The 15,475-nt window shown below is 65.2% G+C and carries 16 protein-coding genes; 10 read left to right on the top strand and 6 right to left on the bottom strand.

Annotated features, from left to right (window positions below; translation table 11 throughout):
• Positions 1-29 precede the first annotated feature (29 nt).
• Together PKE71_RS00585 and PKE71_RS00580 are read left to right on the top strand one after the other, a co-directional pair.
• Positions 30-986: an L-threonylcarbamoyladenylate synthase gene (locus PKE71_RS00585; RefSeq protein ID WP_271185008.1), complete on the top strand. Its 957-nt coding sequence runs from the start codon at positions 30-32 to the stop codon at positions 984-986.
• A complete protein-coding gene (locus tag PKE71_RS00580; protein WP_271185007.1) occupies positions 983-2,395 on the top strand; it encodes an FAD-binding oxidoreductase in 1,413 nt (470 codons plus the stop codon). Before PKE71_RS00585 ends, PKE71_RS00580 begins: the two co-directional genes overlap by 4 nt.
• Here PKE71_RS00580 and PKE71_RS00575 read toward each other — a convergent pair.
• Complete coding sequence (locus PKE71_RS00575) at positions 2,392-3,456, bottom strand: endonuclease/exonuclease/phosphatase family protein (protein WP_271185006.1); 1,065 nt, start codon at positions 3,454-3,456, stop codon at positions 2,392-2,394. The genes PKE71_RS00580 and PKE71_RS00575 overlap by 4 nt on opposite strands.
• A 181-nt stretch (positions 3,457-3,637) precedes the next feature.
• Here PKE71_RS00575 and yaaA point away from each other — a divergent pair, with 181 nt between their 5' ends.
• The 4 genes from yaaA to PKE71_RS00555 all read left to right on the top strand — a co-directional run bounded on the left by yaaA (position 3,638) and on the right by PKE71_RS00555 (position 6,520).
• The gene (yaaA, locus tag PKE71_RS00570; RefSeq protein WP_271185005.1) at positions 3,638-4,423 is read left to right on the top strand and encodes a peroxide stress protein YaaA; all 786 of its coding nucleotides are present in this window, start codon (positions 3,638-3,640) and stop codon (positions 4,421-4,423) included.
• Between the two features lie 339 nt (positions 4,424-4,762).
• Positions 4,763-5,563 (top strand): 3-hydroxybutyrate dehydrogenase, encoded by an 801-nt coding sequence (locus PKE71_RS00565; RefSeq protein WP_271185004.1) that lies wholly within the window; start codon positions 4,763-4,765, stop codon positions 5,561-5,563.
• Between the two features lie 43 nt (positions 5,564-5,606).
• On the top strand, positions 5,607-6,092 hold the full coding sequence (locus tag PKE71_RS00560) for an NUDIX hydrolase (RefSeq protein ID WP_271185003.1): 486 nt from the start codon (positions 5,607-5,609) through the stop codon (positions 6,090-6,092).
• A gap of 8 nt (positions 6,093-6,100) precedes the next feature.
• Positions 6,101-6,520: a TIGR02301 family protein gene (locus PKE71_RS00555; RefSeq protein WP_271185002.1), complete on the top strand. Its 420-nt coding sequence runs from the start codon at positions 6,101-6,103 to the stop codon at positions 6,518-6,520.
• Positions 6,521-6,534: 14 nt separating this feature from the next.
• On the opposite strand, the gene PKE71_RS00550 is transcribed toward PKE71_RS00555, so the two are convergent.
• Positions 6,535-7,221 carry a hypothetical protein gene (locus PKE71_RS00550; protein ID WP_271185001.1) on the bottom strand — a complete coding sequence of 229 codons (687 nt, stop codon included), beginning with the start codon at positions 7,219-7,221 and terminating at the stop codon, positions 6,535-6,537.
• A 175-nt stretch (positions 7,222-7,396) separates the two neighbouring features.
• Here PKE71_RS00550 and PKE71_RS00545 point away from each other — a divergent pair, with 175 nt between their 5' ends.
• From PKE71_RS00545 to PKE71_RS00530, 4 genes are all read left to right on the top strand, one after another.
• A complete protein-coding gene (locus PKE71_RS00545) occupies positions 7,397-8,422 on the top strand; it encodes an efflux RND transporter periplasmic adaptor subunit (protein WP_271185000.1) in 1,026 nt (341 codons plus the stop codon).
• Between the two features lie 87 nt (positions 8,423-8,509).
• Positions 8,510-9,205 (top strand): ABC transporter ATP-binding protein, encoded by a 696-nt coding sequence (locus PKE71_RS00540; protein WP_271184999.1) that lies wholly within the window; start codon positions 8,510-8,512, stop codon positions 9,203-9,205.
• On the top strand, positions 9,202-10,362 hold the full coding sequence (locus tag PKE71_RS00535) for an ABC transporter permease (protein ID WP_271184998.1): 1,161 nt from the start codon (positions 9,202-9,204) through the stop codon (positions 10,360-10,362). Before PKE71_RS00540 ends, PKE71_RS00535 begins: the two co-directional genes overlap by 4 nt.
• Before the next feature lie 10 nt (positions 10,363-10,372).
• The gene (locus PKE71_RS00530; protein ID WP_271184997.1) at positions 10,373-11,554 is read left to right on the top strand and encodes an ABC transporter permease; all 1,182 of its coding nucleotides are present in this window, start codon (positions 10,373-10,375) and stop codon (positions 11,552-11,554) included.
• 118 nt (positions 11,555-11,672) lie between these two features.
• Here PKE71_RS00530 and PKE71_RS00525 read toward each other — a convergent pair whose 3' ends face one another.
• The 4 genes from PKE71_RS00525 to PKE71_RS00510 form a co-directional block, all read right to left on the bottom strand.
• On the bottom strand, positions 11,673-12,434 hold the full coding sequence (locus tag PKE71_RS00525; protein ID WP_271184996.1) for a hypothetical protein: 762 nt from the start codon (positions 12,432-12,434) through the stop codon (positions 11,673-11,675).
• Between the two features lie 65 nt (positions 12,435-12,499).
• Positions 12,500-12,892, bottom strand: coding sequence for a DUF6165 family protein (locus PKE71_RS00520; RefSeq protein ID WP_271184995.1), 393 nt, complete (start codon positions 12,890-12,892; stop codon positions 12,500-12,502).
• Between the two features lie 242 nt (positions 12,893-13,134).
• Positions 13,135-14,475: a dihydroorotase gene (locus PKE71_RS00515; RefSeq protein WP_271184994.1), complete on the bottom strand. Its 1,341-nt coding sequence runs from the start codon at positions 14,473-14,475 to the stop codon at positions 13,135-13,137.
• Positions 14,472-15,428 carry a glycosyltransferase family 9 protein gene (locus PKE71_RS00510; protein ID WP_271184993.1) on the bottom strand — a complete coding sequence of 319 codons (957 nt, stop codon included), beginning with the start codon at positions 15,426-15,428 and terminating at the stop codon, positions 14,472-14,474. Before PKE71_RS00510 ends, PKE71_RS00515 begins: the two co-directional genes overlap by 4 nt.
• Positions 15,429-15,475 lie beyond the last annotated feature (47 nt).

Genomic DNA, 15,475 nt, shown 5'->3' with positions numbered 1-15,475 from the left:
CGGGGGCGTGAAGCGCTAGCTCACGCCCCATGACTGCTCCGATCAAGCCCGCCGGCTCTGCCGATGCCATTGCCGAAGCCGTTGCCATCCTGAAAGCGGGCGGCCTCGTGGCCATGCCGACGGAAACCGTCTACGGCCTGGCCGCCGACGCCGCCAATCCGGACGCCGTCGCGCGGCTCTACGCCGCCAAGGGCCGGCCGCGCTTCAATCCGCTGATCGCCCACGTCACCGGCCCGAAAATGGCCCAACGCATCGCCGAGTGGCCGGAGCTGGGTGCAAAACTCGCAGCGACCTACTGGCCGGGACCGCTCACCCTCGTCCTGCCGAAAAAGCCGGACGCGGCCATCGCCGACATTGCCAATGCCGGGCTGGACAGCATCGCCCTGCGCGCGCCGGCCCACCCGGCGGCCCGCACCTTGATCAGCGCTTTCGGTGCGCCCCTGGTAGCCCCCAGCGCCAATCCGTCCGGTTCGGTCAGCCCCACCACAGCCCAGCATGTTGCCGAGGGTCTGGGTGACAAGGTCGATCTCATCCTTGATGGCGGCGCCTGCCCGGTCGGCGTTGAGTCGACAGTCGTCGCCATCGACGGCAAACGCGCCATCCTGCTGCGGCCCGGCGGGCTGGCCCGCGTGCAGATCGAGCCGATCACCGGCCCGCTGGAAGCCCCCGAAGCCGATGCGCCCCTGGCCAGCCCCGGCATGCTGAAAAGCCATTACGCACCGGATGCAGCGATGCGGCTCAATGCCACCGAGGCCCGGCCCGGCGAGCTGCTGCTGGGCTTCGGTGCCATTGGCGGCCACATCAACCTGTCGGAAGCCGGCGATCTCGCCGAAGCCGCCACACGCCTGTTTGCCGCCCTGCGTGATCTCGACGCACGCAGGCCGGAACGCATTGCAGTTGCACCCATCCCGGATCAAGGTCTGGGGGAAGCCATCAATGACCGCCTGCAACGCGCTGCTGCGCCCAAGGACGACCCGACGCCATGACTGCTGCTGTAACCCTGCCCGCCGACCTGATCGACAATCTCAAGGCCGCACTCGGCCCGAAAGGCTGGAGCCAGGATCCGCAGGAGATCGCACCGCACGTGCAGGACTGGCGCGGCCGCTACAAGGGCGAAACGCCGATCCTGCTCAAACCGGCTTCCACCGGAGAAGTCTCGGCCGTTGTCAGGCTGTGCGCCGAGGCCGGCGTGGCAATCACGCCGCAAGGCGGCAATACCTCGCTGTGCGGGGCGGCGACGCCCCAGGGCGAAGTGCTGATCTCGCTGAAGCGCATGACGGCCGTGCGCGAAATCGACACCGACAATGATTCCATGACCGTCGAGGCCGGCTGCGTGCTGGAAAGCCTGCAGCAGACGGCCGAAGGCACCAACCGCCTCTTCCCGCTCTCGCTGGGCTCGCAGGGTTCGGCCATGATCGGCGGGCTGATTTCCACCAATGCCGGCGGCGTGCACGTCCTGCGCTACGGCATGACGCGCGAGCTGGTCCTGGGCCTGGAAGCCGTGCTGCCGGACGGCACGATCTGGTCCGGGCTGACAGGCCTGCGCAAGGACAATACCGGCTATGATCTCAAGCAATTGCTGATCGGCGCCGAAGGCACGCTGGGCATCATCACGGCGGCCACGCTGAAGCTCTATCCGCGTCCCGGCCGCATGGAGCTGGCCTTCATCGGCATGAATTCCGTGGACGATGCGGTGAAGTTTCTCGGCATGGCGAAACAGGTCTCCGGCGGGGCCGTGACAGCCTTTGAAGTCATGCCGAACCTGGCGCTGGAATTCGTACTGATGCGGATACCCAACACGCGCGATCCGCTGGAAGCGAAACATCCCTGGTATGTGGTCTGCGAGATGAGTTTCGGCCGCCCGGACGGCGCGCGCGAGACCATGGAGGCCGCGCTGGAGCAGGGCTTCGAGGCCGGACTGGTCCAGGACGCCGTGATCGCGGAAAACGAGGCCCAGATGCAGGATCTCTGGCGCCTGCGCGAAAGCATCGCCGAGGCCGAACGCGGCCAGGGCCTCGCGGTCAAGCACGACGTCTCGATCCCGGTGTCGAAAATGTCCGCCTTCATCGACGTCGCCACGCAGCGCGTGAACCGGGACTTTCCGGACGGCATCGTGGTCGCCTTCGGCCATGTCGGCGACGGCAATGTTCACTACAACATCGCCTGTATCGACCCGGACGCCCATGCCGGCTTCATGGCCCGGGCGGGCGAAATGTCGAAGATTGTCTACGACACGGTGGACGAGTTCGGCGGATCGATCTCGGCCGAGCACGGGATCGGCATTCTCAAGCGCGAGGAACTGGCCAATCGCAAGCCGGTGGACGTGAAGGTGATGCGGGCGATCAAGCAGGCGCTGGACCCGAAGGGCATCATGAATCCGCGCGTGCTGTTCTAGACCGTTCTGGACGCCAGGTATTCGCGCCCGAAGTCGACCTTGATCGCCGCCCATAGCGGCAGATGGTCGGACATCTGGTGCGTGCGCCAATAGGTCCGGTAATAGAGCGACTTGTTGCCCCGCGGCTCGCCCCGCGACGTGGTGTGATAGGCCTCGCCCATATCGGGCACGTACAGCGCCTCGTCGTCCTCGCAATAGACGCATTCGTAGAAATTGAAGGCACCGGCGGCGATGATCTGGTCGCGCGTCAGGTTCGGCGTCATGAAGGCCATCTGGTCGAAAAAGCGTTCTTCCCGTCCGACATTGGTGACCTGCTGCAAGCCTTCGGGAATGACGAAGCCGGCATCGGTCAGCGCCGAGAAGGTGACGTCGTCAGGCGCGAAAATATTGAAGTCGCCCAGAAGGATGAGATTGCGCGCCCAGGCGTGATCCTCCTTTGCCCGCGCAGCCATGAAGCGGGCCAGTTCGCGGATTTCACGCTCGCGATCAGGATCGTCGGCCCGGCTTTCGCCATAGAGGATATGCACGGTCGACAGCATGAACTTGAACCAGCCGGCCTCGAAGCCCACGACATAGGGTGTGCGGGCAAGCTGGCTGGCGGGCGAGTAGACCAGCCGGCCGGCCTCGTCGCGGGTCTCGACCGGCGGAATGACGATTTCCCCCGCCAGGCCGCCAAAACGCACCTTGCGGCTGTCATAGAGGAAAGCCATCCGCTCCTTGTTGCCCCGGGTGCCGTCGGTGACATCGGTCACCAGGTATTTCCACCAGGGACCGAGAAGCGAGCGGAGTGTCTCCAGCGGTGCCGTATCGAGCCGCACTTCCTGCAGCGCGACCAGATCGAAGCGCGAGATGATCTCGGCGATGTAGTGATACGGCTCCATCCCGCGCAGACCGTAGGCCGGGCTGTCGAACTCGCGGATATTCCATGTCGCCAGCAGGAGGGTGGAATCCAGGGTCTTGGCGGGGATCTCAGCATCCAGCCGGCCTCCCAGAGCCAGGAGGCGCTGTGCGATGCGCCGCTGTACCGGATCGGTCTTGTCCAGGCTGTAGAAGAACGACATCGCCAGTCTCCGCAAGTTTGCGCCAGCATACAACCAAAACGGGAGGTGCGCCACGTCTTGCACCTGGCCGGCATCGGAAAATCCGTGAGCGGACATTGAGAAAACTCATGGCAAGAGCGGCGCCCGGTGCCTTTTCCTGCCCGACAGCCTCCCCTACCTTTGGCGATGAAGGAGGCCTGCCATGCTGATTCTGCTGTCGCCCGCCAAGAACATGAATTTCGATCCGGTCGAACGCGATCTGCCCGCGACCCGGCCGCCGCTGATCGACGAGACCCGTATCCTGTCGAAGACAACGCGCCAGCTGACGGCGCCGAAGATCAAGGCGATGATGAAGATCTCCGACGATCTGGCGCGCCTCAACCGCGAACGTTTCCAGGCTTTCGACGCCGAAGCGCCGGGCGAGAAACAGGCGGCTTTCGCGTTCAATGGCGAGGTCTATCGCGGGCTAGAGGCCGACAGCCTGTCGGACGCCGATCTCGACTATGCCCAGGATCACCTGCGCATTCTGTCGGGCATGTATGGCGCGCTGCGTCCGCTCGATGCCATCCACCCCTACCGGCTGGAAATGGGCCGCAAGTTGCATACGCGGCGCGGCGAGAATCTCTATGATTTCTGGGGCGACCGGATCGCGAAAGAGCTCAACAGCCTGCAGGAAGGCAAGGACGATCCCGTCGTTCTGAACCTGGCCTCAAACGAGTATTTCAAGTCGGTCGACCGGAAAAAGCTCAAGGCCCGCGTCATCACCGCGAACTTCAAGGAAGAGAAGGACGGGCAGTTGCGCGCCCTGATGGTCTTCGCGAAGAAGGCGCGCGGAATGATGGCCCGCTGGGTTATCCAGAACCGCGTCGAGGATCCGGCCGAACTGCGCAAGTTCGATCTGGGCGGCTATCGGTTCGAGGCCGACGGCTCCAGCGAGGACGAGCTGCTGTTCACGCGTCCCCAGCCTGTGGCGGCGAAGGCGGCGTAGAACTTCGTATTCCCCACATCCGGACGGTGTGTTAACCTCCAAGGGCCGCAGGAGATGGCTGCCACCATCTCCCTTGGCCGCCCTTCAAGCGATGGAGAGCCGGATCAACAGGGTCCACCCGCCGATCCGTCTTCTCCTCACCAAAAGGACGAGGCAGCATTTCGGAAACCGAAACATTGCTGCCTCCTTGGATTGCGCCGGCCTCCTGGGCCGGCGTTTTCATTCTTGCACAAAAAGCCCGCAATGGTTGTATTTTTAAACTCGCACACCATATGCGTTTCTTGACCCGGCCTGCGGCCTGCCGTTTCTTGCGCGGAGCACAAACTTGAAAGGTGGTTCATGTCTTCCATCCGCACCGATCTGACCGGCCAGGTGGCCATTGTCACCGGCTCCACGAGCGGCATCGGCGCCGCCATGGCCGACGCCCTGGCATCCAACGGCGCGAACGTGATCATCAACGGGCTGGGCGATGCGGATGCGATCGAGAAAGAGCGCGCCGGGATCGCCGAACGGCATGGCGTCGAGGTGCGCTATCACCCGGCCAACATGCTGAAATCCGCCGAAATTGCAGACATGGTGGCCTTTGCCGAACGGGAGTTCGGGCGCCTGGACATTCTCATGAATAATGCCGGCATCCAGCATGTCGCACCGGTCGATGAATTCCCGGAAGACAAGTGGGATGCCATCATCGCCATCAACCTCACCTCGGTCTTCCATGCCGCCAAGGCGGCCCTGCCGATCATGAAGCGCCAGGGCAGGGGGCGGATCGTCAACCTCGCCTCGGCCCACGGCCTCGTTGCCTCGCCGTTCAAGTCGGCCTATGTGGCCGCCAAGCACGGGGTGATGGGCTTCACCAAGACGCTGGCGCTGGAAGTCGCCGAACAGGGTATCACCTGCAATGCGATCTGCCCGGGCTATGTGAAGACGCCGCTGGTGGAGAACCAGATCGGCGACACCGCAAAGGCGCGCGGGATTACCGAGGAAGAGGTCGTGCGCGACGTCCTGCTCGCTGCCCAGCCGACCAAACAGTTTGTCACCTATGACCAGCTCGCCGGTGCGCTGCTCTATCTTGTCTCCGACGCGGGAGCCAATATGAATGGGTCCTGGATCAGCGTTGACGGTGGATGGACCGCGAAGTGACATTGAGTGCACACAAGGGTGACATAAGGGCGACATACGGGTGATGTCCGGGCCCCATCCGGATACATATGCGCCCCGTCCCGTCGCCGGCGCCGGCATCGTCGTTTTCCGCGGCGAGGAGGTGCTGCTGATCCGGCGCGGCAAACCGCCCTATGAAGGCGAGTGGTCGCTGCCCGGCGGCAAGATCGAATATGGCGAGACCGCCGCGGAAGCCGCCCTGCGCGAACTGGCCGAGGAAACCGGCACCACCGCCCGGATCGCCGGCCTGATCGATGTCATCGACTCCATCGGCGCGCGCGAACCCGGCCGTCCGGGCGACTGGCATTATGTGCTGGTCGATTTCGCCGGCGTGTGGACCGGCGGTGAGCCGGTTGCTGCAGACGATGTCAGCGAGGCCGGCTTTTTTGCCTATGACGAGGCCGTGGCGATGACCCGCTGGGACAGGACGCGCGATGTGATCGGACGGGCCCGCGCGATCGTCGAGGCGCAGGCAGATCCAGCCTTGAGCGCGCCACAATCGGCGTCATGATGCCGGCCATGACCCCGACGCGTCTCCTGCTTGCGGCCGCCCTGGCCACGGCTTTGCCGGTCCTCGCCGAGGCGCAGAAGCCGTCGCGCGAGCCGGCGCAGGGCGAGGCCCGCTACGAGCAGGATCTCGACCTCGACCGCACCCTGCCCTTCCTCGCCTATACGCTCGGCGAGCTGCACTATCTGGCCTATGCCTGCGAGGGCGACAATGCCCAGCAATGGCGCGACCGCATGGTGGAACTCCTCGCCATGGAAGCCTCGGACAATGGCCGCCGCCGTGACCGGTTGATCGAGAGTTTCAACGAGGGCTATCGTTCGCAGCAGCGCTACCGGGCGCGGTGCGGCGCCGAGGCCGATGCGGAACGCCGCGCCCTCGCCCATCGCGGCCGCGACCTCTCCGACATGATGCGCTCGGCCTATTTCGACTGACCGGACCTGGCCCCTCAAGGCGTTGCGGTGTTGAAATTTCTCAGGACACGATAGGTGATCGAGGTGTTCGTGGCCTCGACGATTTCCAGCTGCGCGCCCTGATAGCCGATCAGCGTCGAGGCCGAGAGATCGTATTCCACGGCATTCGAGAAGGCGGGCCGGGCCATGTTCCCAGAGAATTCGCGATAGCCGATATTGATGCGATCCCCGACACGCCCGTTATAGATCAGGGTCTGCTGGAAGGAGTTGTCGCGTTCGAGCACGCGCTCGGTGCGCTCGAAGGCGCGCTCCCGGCAGGCGCGGATATTGAACGCCGTGACAATGCACAGCTGGCCCGCCTCGCTGCCGGCCTGGATCGAGACCGGCGGATCCATGAAGGCACCGGCGATCAGCCCGCCGGGCGCTGACGATCCGAAGGCGAAACCGTGATAGGTATGGGTCTCGTCCTGCCCGGTCTGCGGATAGAAACCGCCCTGCAGCGTATAGCCGCCGATCTGTGTTCCCGCGGGGACGTCGATCCCCTGCGTCCGCGTTACCTCGCCCTGTGCCAGCAATACATCGCCGACGCGCGCCGTGACCGTCTCACCGATCGGCGGGCGGCTGAAGGCGCTGCGCTCCGGCACGTAATTGTGCTGCGGTGTCGCGCAGGCGGCCAGCGCGATCGCGATTATTCCCAGACCCGCCAAGCTTGCAGCACGCATCCTGCCCTCCCCGACAGACCGCCCCAGACAAGCACAGCAACACACGAAAGACAACCTTCAATTGCTCTATACAAAAGAACACTTTTGCGGCAAGCGGGACGCAGGCCCGGAATGTCCCGTTTCAAATCCCGCCATGACCGGCTATTCATGCCCGGACGGGGAATGAGGGGACAGGATGTCGGATCGCCGTTCACAGCTGGAATCCTTGAGTATCGACCGCGATGAGCCGGAGGGGCGCAGCGGCGTTCCTGTCGGCGTAACGGCGGTTATCGCTCTGGTGGTCGCCGGGCTTTCCGCCGGCGGGACCTGGTATTTCACCCGCAGCGAGGCGCCGGATCCGGCGCCCGCAGCACAACAACCCGCCACGCCCCCGCCGGCCAGCGAGCCGGCCACTCCGGCTGCCACGAGCACCGAACGCACGCCGCGCTCGTCCGGACTGGTCGCCACCGGCTATGTCGTGGCGCGGCGCCAGGCGACGGTATCCGCCGAGATCACCGGCCGGATCAGCGAGGTGCTGGTCGAGGAAGGCACGGTGGTCGAGGCCGGCGAAGTGATCGCCCGGCTCGACGATGACCGTGCCCGCATCCAGCTGCAATTGCTCGAGGCCCAGCGCGATGCTGCCCAGGCACGCGCCCGCTCCCTCATGGCCCAGCTGGCCGAGGCCGAGCGCGTGTTCGAACGCGCCCGCAGCCTGGCCGACCGGGATATCGGGTCGCAGGCCGCCGTCACCGCAGCCCGCGCCCAGGCCGACAGCCTGACCGCCCAGATCAATGCCGCCCGCGCCGACTACCAGGCCGCTTCAGCCCAGGTCGCCAGCCAGGAAGACCTGATCGACCGGCATATCGTTCGCGCCCCCTTCGCCGGCGTCGTTGTCGCCAAGAATGCCCAGGTCGGCGAGATCCTGTCCCCGGCTTCGGCCGGCGGCGGTTTCACCCGGACCGGTGTCGCCACCCTGGTCGACATGGCCTCGCTGGAGATCGAGGTCGATGTGAATGAAGGCCAGATCGGACGCGTCTCGCCGGGCCAGCGCGTGGAAGCGCGGCTGGATGCCTATCCGGACTGGCGGATCGCGGCCCATGTCGAGGCGATCATCCCGACCGCCGACCGCGCCCGCGCCACCATCCAGGTGCGCGTCGCCTTCGACGAGCGCGACGACCGGATCCTGCCGGAAATGGCCGCCCGCGTAATCTTTGTTGAGTAAAAGAACTTTATTTTGTAAAGTTCAATCCGAACACCATGACGGCACCCGCTCCGGGGAGGAGACGGGCGGACCGGGAGGACTGACAGAATGACATCGCTCTACGAACTCAAGGACCTGTCCAAGCGCTATACGCGCGGCAAGGAGACCATCACTATCTTCGAAGAGCTCACCATGTCGATCCCGCAGGGCGATTTCATCGCCATCATGGGACCGTCAGGCTCCGGCAAGACGACGCTGCTCAACCTGCTGGGCGGCATCGACCGCCCCTCCTCCGGCTCGGTGGAGTGCGAGGGCGTGCGGGTGGACAAGCTGTCGGAAGGCAAGCTGGCCAAGTGGCGCTCACAGCATGTCGGCTTCATCTTCCAGTTCTACAACCTCATGCCCACGCTCACCGCGGCCCAGAATGTCGAGCTCCCCCTGCTCCTGACCAAGCTGTCGGGCAAGCAGCGCAAGGAACGCGTCGCCACGGCGCTGGACATTGTCGGCCTGGCGGATCGCAAGGGGCACCGGCCGCGCCAGCTCTCCGGCGGTCAGCAACAGCGCGTCGCGATTGCCCGCGCCATCGTCGCCGACCCGAAAGTCCTGCTGTGCGACGAGCCGACCGGTGATCTCGACCGCGCCTCCGCCGACGAGATCCTGGAGACGCTGCAATTGCTGAACCGGGAACTGGGCAAGACCATCGTCATGGTCACCCACGACCCCTCGGCCGCCAAATACGCCGCGCGCGAACTGCATCTGGACAAGGGCCGCTTCATCGAGGCCAAGGCGGAGCCGGCGCAATGAACGATCTCACGCTGATCCGGAAGAATCTCTTCCGCAAGAAGCTGAGGGCGATCCTGCTGACCCTGTCGATCCTGATCGCCTTCCTGATTTTCGGCGTGCTGGGCGCCTTCTACAAGGTGTGGAATTCCGGCGCCGAGCTGGCGGCCGACAACCGGCTGGTCACGGTCAACCGGATCAATTTCACCGTCACCATGCCCTATGCCTACTGGGGCCGTATCCAGGCCGTCGAGGGCGTCGAGGCCGCCAGTTTTGCCAACTGGTTCGGCGGCTATTACCAGGAGCCGACCCGGCAGGTTCAGACCTTCGCCGTCGACCCTGAAAGCTATCTGAACGTCTATCCCGAGCTCGTCTTCGAGCCGGAACAGCGCGCGGCCTTCATCGCCAACCGCACCTGCCTGGCCGTCGGACGCGACATCGCCGACTTCTATGGCTGGTCGCTGGGCGACCGCATCCCGCTGCTCTCGAATATCTGGCAGAAGTCGGATGGCAGCGCGTCCTGGGAGTTCGACATCTGCGCCGTGTTCGACGGGCGGGAGGACTACCCGGCCAATTACGCGATGTTCCACTACGAGTATTACAACGAGGACCTGGCCTTCAATCAGGACCAGATCGGCTGGATCGTGATCCAGACGCAGAGCGCCGACCTGAACGCAAGCGTGGCGGATACGATCGACACCATGTTCGCCAACTCGCCGGCGGAAACGGAAACCTCCACCGAGGCGGCCTTCTCCGAAGGCTTTGCCAACCAGTTCGGCAATATCGCCCTGATCCTGCTCTTCGTGGTCGGGTCGGCCTTCTCGACCATCCTGATCATTGTCGGTTTCACCATGGTGACCGCCATCAATGAACGCACCGGCGAGATCGCGGTGATGAAGACACTCGGCTTTCCGGCACCGCGCATCTTCCGCATGGTCCTGTCGGAATCGGTGATGCTGTCGCTGGTCGGCGGCCTGCTCGGCCTCGGCCTGGCCTGGGGCATGGTGACCCTCATCGCAGCGGCACCGGGCGTATCGGCCTTCCTGCCCGGCCTCTCCATGCCGCAGAACGTGTTCATTGGCGGCATCGGGCTGGCGATCCTGCTCGGCCTGCTGACCGGCATCATTCCCGCCATCAATGCCCAGCGCGTGAAAATCGTCACCGCGCTCGGCAAGCAATAGGAGACGCGCCATGTTCAAACAGATCGGCGCCGTCACGATGATCAATCTGCGCTCCATTCCGCAGCGCGCCGGCCTGTCGCTGGCCACGATCATCTCCATTGCCCTGGTCACCGGCGTTCTGCTCGGCTTCCTGGCCATGTCCAACGGTTTCCGGGCGACCCTGCAGGGCACCGGGTCCGAGAATGTCGCCGTCGCCCTGCGCGCGGGCTCCCAGGCCGAACTCAATTCCGGCCTGTCCAGCGAGGATGTCCGCCTGATCGAGGAAGCGCCCGGTGTTGCGCGGGACGCCGAAGGCCGCCCCCTCGTTTCCGGCGAGCTCTATGTCATCGTCGACGGAACCAAGCGCGCTTCGGGCACGGATGCCAACCTGCCGCTTCGCGGCGTGGGACCGCAGGCCCTGTCGCTGCGTGAAGGCTTCGAAATGGTCGAGGGCCGCATGTTCGAGCCGGGCACCAACGAGCTGGTCGTCGGCGCCTCGGTGCTGCGCGAGTTTTCCGGCTTCGACCTGGGCGAGACGATCCGGCTGGGCTCCAATGAGTGGGTTGTCGTCGGCATTTTCTCCACCGGCGGGTCCGTGTTCGAAAGCGAGATCTGGGCGGATATCGCCGTCATCCAGAACCTCTATAACCGCGGTACCGCGGTGCAGTCTGTCCGCGCGCGCCTGACCTCCGTCGAGGCCATCGAGGACCTGCGCGCCTGGGACGAGGACGAGCCCCGGGTCAATCTCGACATCGAGAGCGAGACCGACTTCTTCGCCAGCCAGGCCGGCGGAACCGCCGTGCTGATCGAGTTCGTCGGCTGGCCGCTGGCCATCATCATGGCGATCGGTGCGCTCGCCGGGGCCTGGAACACGATGTATTCCTCGGTCGATACCCGCATGCGCGAGATCGCAACCCTGCGGGCGATCGGCTTTTCCGGCTTCGCCGCCGCCGTCGGCACCATGGTGGAATCGCTGGTGCTGGCCGCCCTTGGCGGCCTTGCCGGCGCACTCGCCATCTATCTCCTGTTCAATGGCGTCTCGGCCTCCACACTCGGCTCGGGCTTCACCCAGGTGGTGTTCTCCTTCGCCGTGACCGGCGGATCGGTGATTGCCGGCATGGTGATGGCCGTGGTGATCGGCTTCTTCGGCGGCCTCGTCCCCGCCATCCGCTCGGCCTATGTGCCGCTGCTGACCGTGCACCGGAGCGAGTAGGTTTGCTGGGCGCTACGCGCCGCCCCTCATCCGGGCTTCGCCCACCTTCTCCCCGGTCGGGGAGAAGGGGGCCCGGAGGGCCGGATGAGGGGCGGCCGCGACCGCGGCCACGCAAGGCCTACCCGTAATACGCATCCTCGGCGGCGCGGAGTTTTTCCTCGTCCTTGTGCGGGGGGAGGATTTCCATTTTTACGTGGCGGCGGCGATTGGTGGAGATGACGAAGAAGCGCTTGTCGGGATGATCCAGCTTGCTTTCGAGCATGGCCGAGGTGATCAGGTCGACATTCTTCAGATCGTCGTCCGACATGCCGAAACTATGCGGCAGCTGGCGACCATACTGTTCCAGCCCCATCTCGACGCATTGCCGGATGGCGCGGCGCTTCAGGCCGGCCGTGGTGAGGTGCGGACCCAGCTCGTCGCGGATTTCCGGATTCGAGCAGGGATAGATCGCCAGATAGTTCGGCTCTTCGGGCAGGTGGCCGTGTTCGACCAGCAGTTTCAGCCCCTCGCGGATGATCTCGCGGGAGTGCTGGCGCGCCGTGATGATCGCCACCGGACGGCGCTTGAGCACGGCGTATTTGAAGATCTCCCAGGACGGGCCCTTCCAGCTGGCGGTGTCGAGCGCCCGGCGCACATCGCGCAGCAGGTATTCCTCGCCATTGCGATCCTTGCCGTCGGCAAACTCGCGATAGGCGCGCGCCGGCGGATCGGCCCAGTCCTCCCACAGGCCCGGCACGCCGAGATAGGCCTTGATGTCCTCATACTCGTGCTGGCGCATCGCCTGCTCTTCGCCGGTCATCGTGTTGAGCAGATGGATCCGGGTCGGCAGGTGGAGAATGTTCTCGTCGATATCGAAGAAGTAGAAGCTCTGGCGATCCACGCGGACTGTCCTTGCTCGGTAGCGCTTTCGGTTTCAGCGCCGCATACCGGCGCACAGCGCCCGGTTCAATACTCGGCGTAGGATTTTTCTTCCACGATGGTCGAGCCTAAAAGGAGGTTGATCTCCTTCTTCAGCGCCGCGCGCTTGTCATTGGTGACATAGACCGCGCGGGCCAGACGGATGAATTCCTCGCCGAAATCGCCCTTGCGCTCGCAGTCGCGGATATCGTCCTCGATCTCCCACAGCGCCTCGTTGACGGTCTTCAGCGCCTCTTCCAGCCGCACCATCTCGTCGCTCTGCGGCACTTCTTCTGCCTGGGTCTTCTGCAGGATGTCCAGCTCGGTGCGGACATTCTTCAGCTTCGCCTCGTCGCCGATGCGCTCGGACTTGATGCGCAGAATGGTGATCTTGTCGATCAGCTCGCCCGGCGCAATGGCCGTCATGATGGTCGTGGTCACGGGGGTTGTCTCTCGTTCTTGCAGGCGATCAGGCCGCTATATCCCATCCTTCCCCTTGATGGGGAAGGGGGACCGCGCCGAAGGCGGGGTGGATGGGGTGGGAGCGAGATGGGTGCGGCTTCGCACCTGGAAGGCCAACACCGGGATTCACCCCTTCCGACCCGAAGCTTCGCTTCGGCCCACCTTCCCCATCAAGGGGAAGGATGACGGCATGAGGATTGGCAAAAAGCACGGTCGGCTCCCTACCCCCGTTTCGGCAGCGCTTCCTGGAAGATGACGGGTTCGCCGGCGCCTTCGGTCACCAGGGCGCCGTCGCGCATGACGCTCTTGCCGCGCACGATGGTGCCGACGGGCCAGCCGGTGACGGTCATGCCGGCGAAGGGCGTCCAGCCGGACTTGGAGGCCGACCATTCATCGGTGATCTCCACCGAGCGCTTCATGTCGATCAGGGTGAAGTCGGCATCCCAGCCGGCGGCCATGCGGCCCTTGCCGGCGATGCCGAAAATGCGCTGGGCGCCGTGCGAGGTGAGGTCGACGAAACGCTCGATGGTCAGCCGGCCTGCATTGACGTGGTCCAGCATGATCGGGACCAGGGTCTGCACGCCGGGCATGCCGGACGGGCTGGCCGGATAGGGCCGCGCCTTTTCCTCCAGCGTGTGCGGGGCGTGGTCGGAGCCGATCACATCGACAATGCCGCGCTGCAGGCCGCGCCACAGGCCGGCGCGATGATAGGCGTCGCGCACGGGCGGGTTCATCTGGGCGCGCGCCTTGATGCGCTCGTAGATTTCCGGGCCTTCCAGGGTGAGATGCTGGGGCGTGGCCTCTACCGAGGCGACATCGCGGTGGGCGGCGAGGAAGTCCATCTCCTCGGCCGTCGAGACATGCAGCACATGGATACGCTTGCCGGTCTTGCGGGCCAGGCGCACCAGGCGCTTGGTCGACAGGATGGCGGCCTCGGCATCGCGCACCACCGGGTGGCTGGTCCAGTCGCCCTCGACCGCCAGGCTGCGGCGTTCTTCCAGCCGGTATTCGTCCTCGGAGTGGAAGGCGGCGCGGCGCGAGATCGCGTTCAGCACGCGCTCGACGCCTTCATCATCCTTCACCAGCAGCGAACCGGTGGAGGCGCCCATGAAGACCTTCACACCGCAACAGCCGACCATGCGTTCCATCTCCGGCAGGAGACCGGAATTCTCCGACGTCGCCCCGGCATAGAAGGCGTGATCGCAATGCATGCGGTTTTTCGCACGGGCCAGCTTGTCCAGATGCATGTCCGGCGAAGTGGTGGTCGGCTCGGTATTGGGCATTTCGAACACCGCCGTCACACCGCCCATCACGGCCGCGAGCGAGCCCGATTGCAGGTCTTCCTTCCACTCCATGCCCGGTTCGCGGAAATGCACCTGGGTGTCGATCACGCCGGGCACGACGAGAAGGCCCGTGCAGTCGATCGTCTCGGCCGCCGAGGCTTGCGAGAGATCGCCGATCTCCACGGTCTTTCCGCCGGTCACGCCGATATCGGCGACGCCGCGTCCATCGTGATTGACGACTTCGCCGCCCTTCAGGATCAGGTCGAATGTCCGGCTCATGGCTTGGTCCTTTCGAACAGGCTTCGGGCGGCATCATATACCGTATCGACGGCGAGGTCCGCGAGCAGGCTTTCCGGGTGCTTGCGCCGGTCGCCATGGGCGCGGTCGATCTCGTCGAATGTGGCCGGGCCGCGCACCGCCTCGCAATGATCGCCCCAGGGCGCATAGCAGCGGTCGTCGGACGGGCCGAACAGGCCCAGCGTCGGCGTGCCCATCGCGGCCGACATGTGCATCAGCCCGCTGTCATTGCCGACATAGAGGCGCGCCCGTGCCAGGCAGGCGGCGGTTTCCGGCAGGCCCAGGCCCAGAAGGTCGATGAAGTCGAATTCCGGCAGGGCGTCATAGATCGGCCGGGCATAGGCGGCATCGTGCGGCCCGCCCAGCATCACCACCCGCGCGCCGGGCATGACCCCGTCCGGCCCGGTGAAGCGCAGGATGAACTCCGCGAACTTCTCCGGCGGCCAGACCTTGAAGATCCACGAGGCCGACGGGCAGATCGCCAGATAGTCGGGTCCCTCGGGCATGTGTTCCAGTGCCGCGGCGCGGTCGGTCTCCGGCAGCCACAGGCCAGGATCGGGCGGCGTGTCCTGAAGCCCCAGAACGCTGGCCGCCTCGATCACCTTGTGCACCGGTTCGCCGGCCTGGCGCAGGATGCGGCGTTCGCGCGCGCGCAGCAGCCAGGCCGTCGCCGAACAGCGCAGGTCCACGACCAGATCCCACTCAGTCCCCACCGTCTCGCGCCACAGGTCGAACCAGTGGCCGCCGGCCGGCTTCTTGGCCATGACGATGACGCGCTCCAGCCGCGGCACGGCGGCAAAGAGCGAGGCCGCCAGGGGGCCGCAGGCAATGGTGAAACGGGCATCCGGACGCGTTTCGACGAGATGGTTCAGCACCCCGGAATTGATGATGGCGTCACCGATCCGGGTCGAGGTGATGAAAAGGACGCGTTCCATGCTCGCCGCAATAGCGCGCATGGCGGGTCTTGGCCAGACGCGAACAC

The sequence above is a fragment of the Maricaulis virginensis genome (assembly GCF_027922185.1).
In the GTDB taxonomy this organism is placed as follows: domain Bacteria; phylum Pseudomonadota; class Alphaproteobacteria; order Caulobacterales; family Maricaulaceae; genus Maricaulis; species Maricaulis virginensis.
The sequence above is the reverse complement of the archived record's forward strand: the minus strand, read 5'-3'. Positions and strand labels throughout refer to the sequence as shown.

Excerpts from the sequence above, each read along its gene's own strand:
- PKE71_RS00585 (WP_271185008.1), top strand. The coding sequence starts at position 30 with ATGACTGCTCCGATCAAGCCCGCCGGCTCTGCCGATGCCATTGCCGAA.
- PKE71_RS00580 (WP_271185007.1), top strand. The coding sequence starts at position 983 with ATGACTGCTGCTGTAACCCTGCCCGCCGACCTGATCGACAATCTCAAG.
- PKE71_RS00575 (WP_271185006.1), bottom strand. The coding sequence starts at position 3,456 with ATGTCGTTCTTCTACAGCCTGGACAAGACCGATCCGGTACAGCGGCGC.
- yaaA (WP_271185005.1), top strand. The coding sequence starts at position 3,638 with ATGCTGATTCTGCTGTCGCCCGCCAAGAACATGAATTTCGATCCGGTC.
- PKE71_RS00565 (WP_271185004.1), top strand. The coding sequence starts at position 4,763 with ATGTCTTCCATCCGCACCGATCTGACCGGCCAGGTGGCCATTGTCACC.
- PKE71_RS00560 (WP_271185003.1), top strand. The coding sequence starts at position 5,607 with ATGTCCGGGCCCCATCCGGATACATATGCGCCCCGTCCCGTCGCCGGC.
- PKE71_RS00555 (WP_271185002.1), top strand. The coding sequence starts at position 6,101 with ATGACCCCGACGCGTCTCCTGCTTGCGGCCGCCCTGGCCACGGCTTTG.
- PKE71_RS00550 (WP_271185001.1), bottom strand. The coding sequence starts at position 7,221 with ATGCGTGCTGCAAGCTTGGCGGGTCTGGGAATAATCGCGATCGCGCTG.
- PKE71_RS00545 (WP_271185000.1), top strand. The coding sequence starts at position 7,397 with ATGTCGGATCGCCGTTCACAGCTGGAATCCTTGAGTATCGACCGCGAT.
- PKE71_RS00540 (WP_271184999.1), top strand. The coding sequence starts at position 8,510 with ATGACATCGCTCTACGAACTCAAGGACCTGTCCAAGCGCTATACGCGC.
- PKE71_RS00535 (WP_271184998.1), top strand. The coding sequence starts at position 9,202 with ATGAACGATCTCACGCTGATCCGGAAGAATCTCTTCCGCAAGAAGCTG.
- PKE71_RS00530 (WP_271184997.1), top strand. The coding sequence starts at position 10,373 with ATGTTCAAACAGATCGGCGCCGTCACGATGATCAATCTGCGCTCCATT.
- PKE71_RS00515 (WP_271184994.1), bottom strand. The coding sequence starts at position 14,475 with ATGAGCCGGACATTCGACCTGATCCTGAAGGGCGGCGAAGTCGTCAAT.
- PKE71_RS00510 (WP_271184993.1), bottom strand. The coding sequence starts at position 15,428 with ATGGAACGCGTCCTTTTCATCACCTCGACCCGGATCGGTGACGCCATC.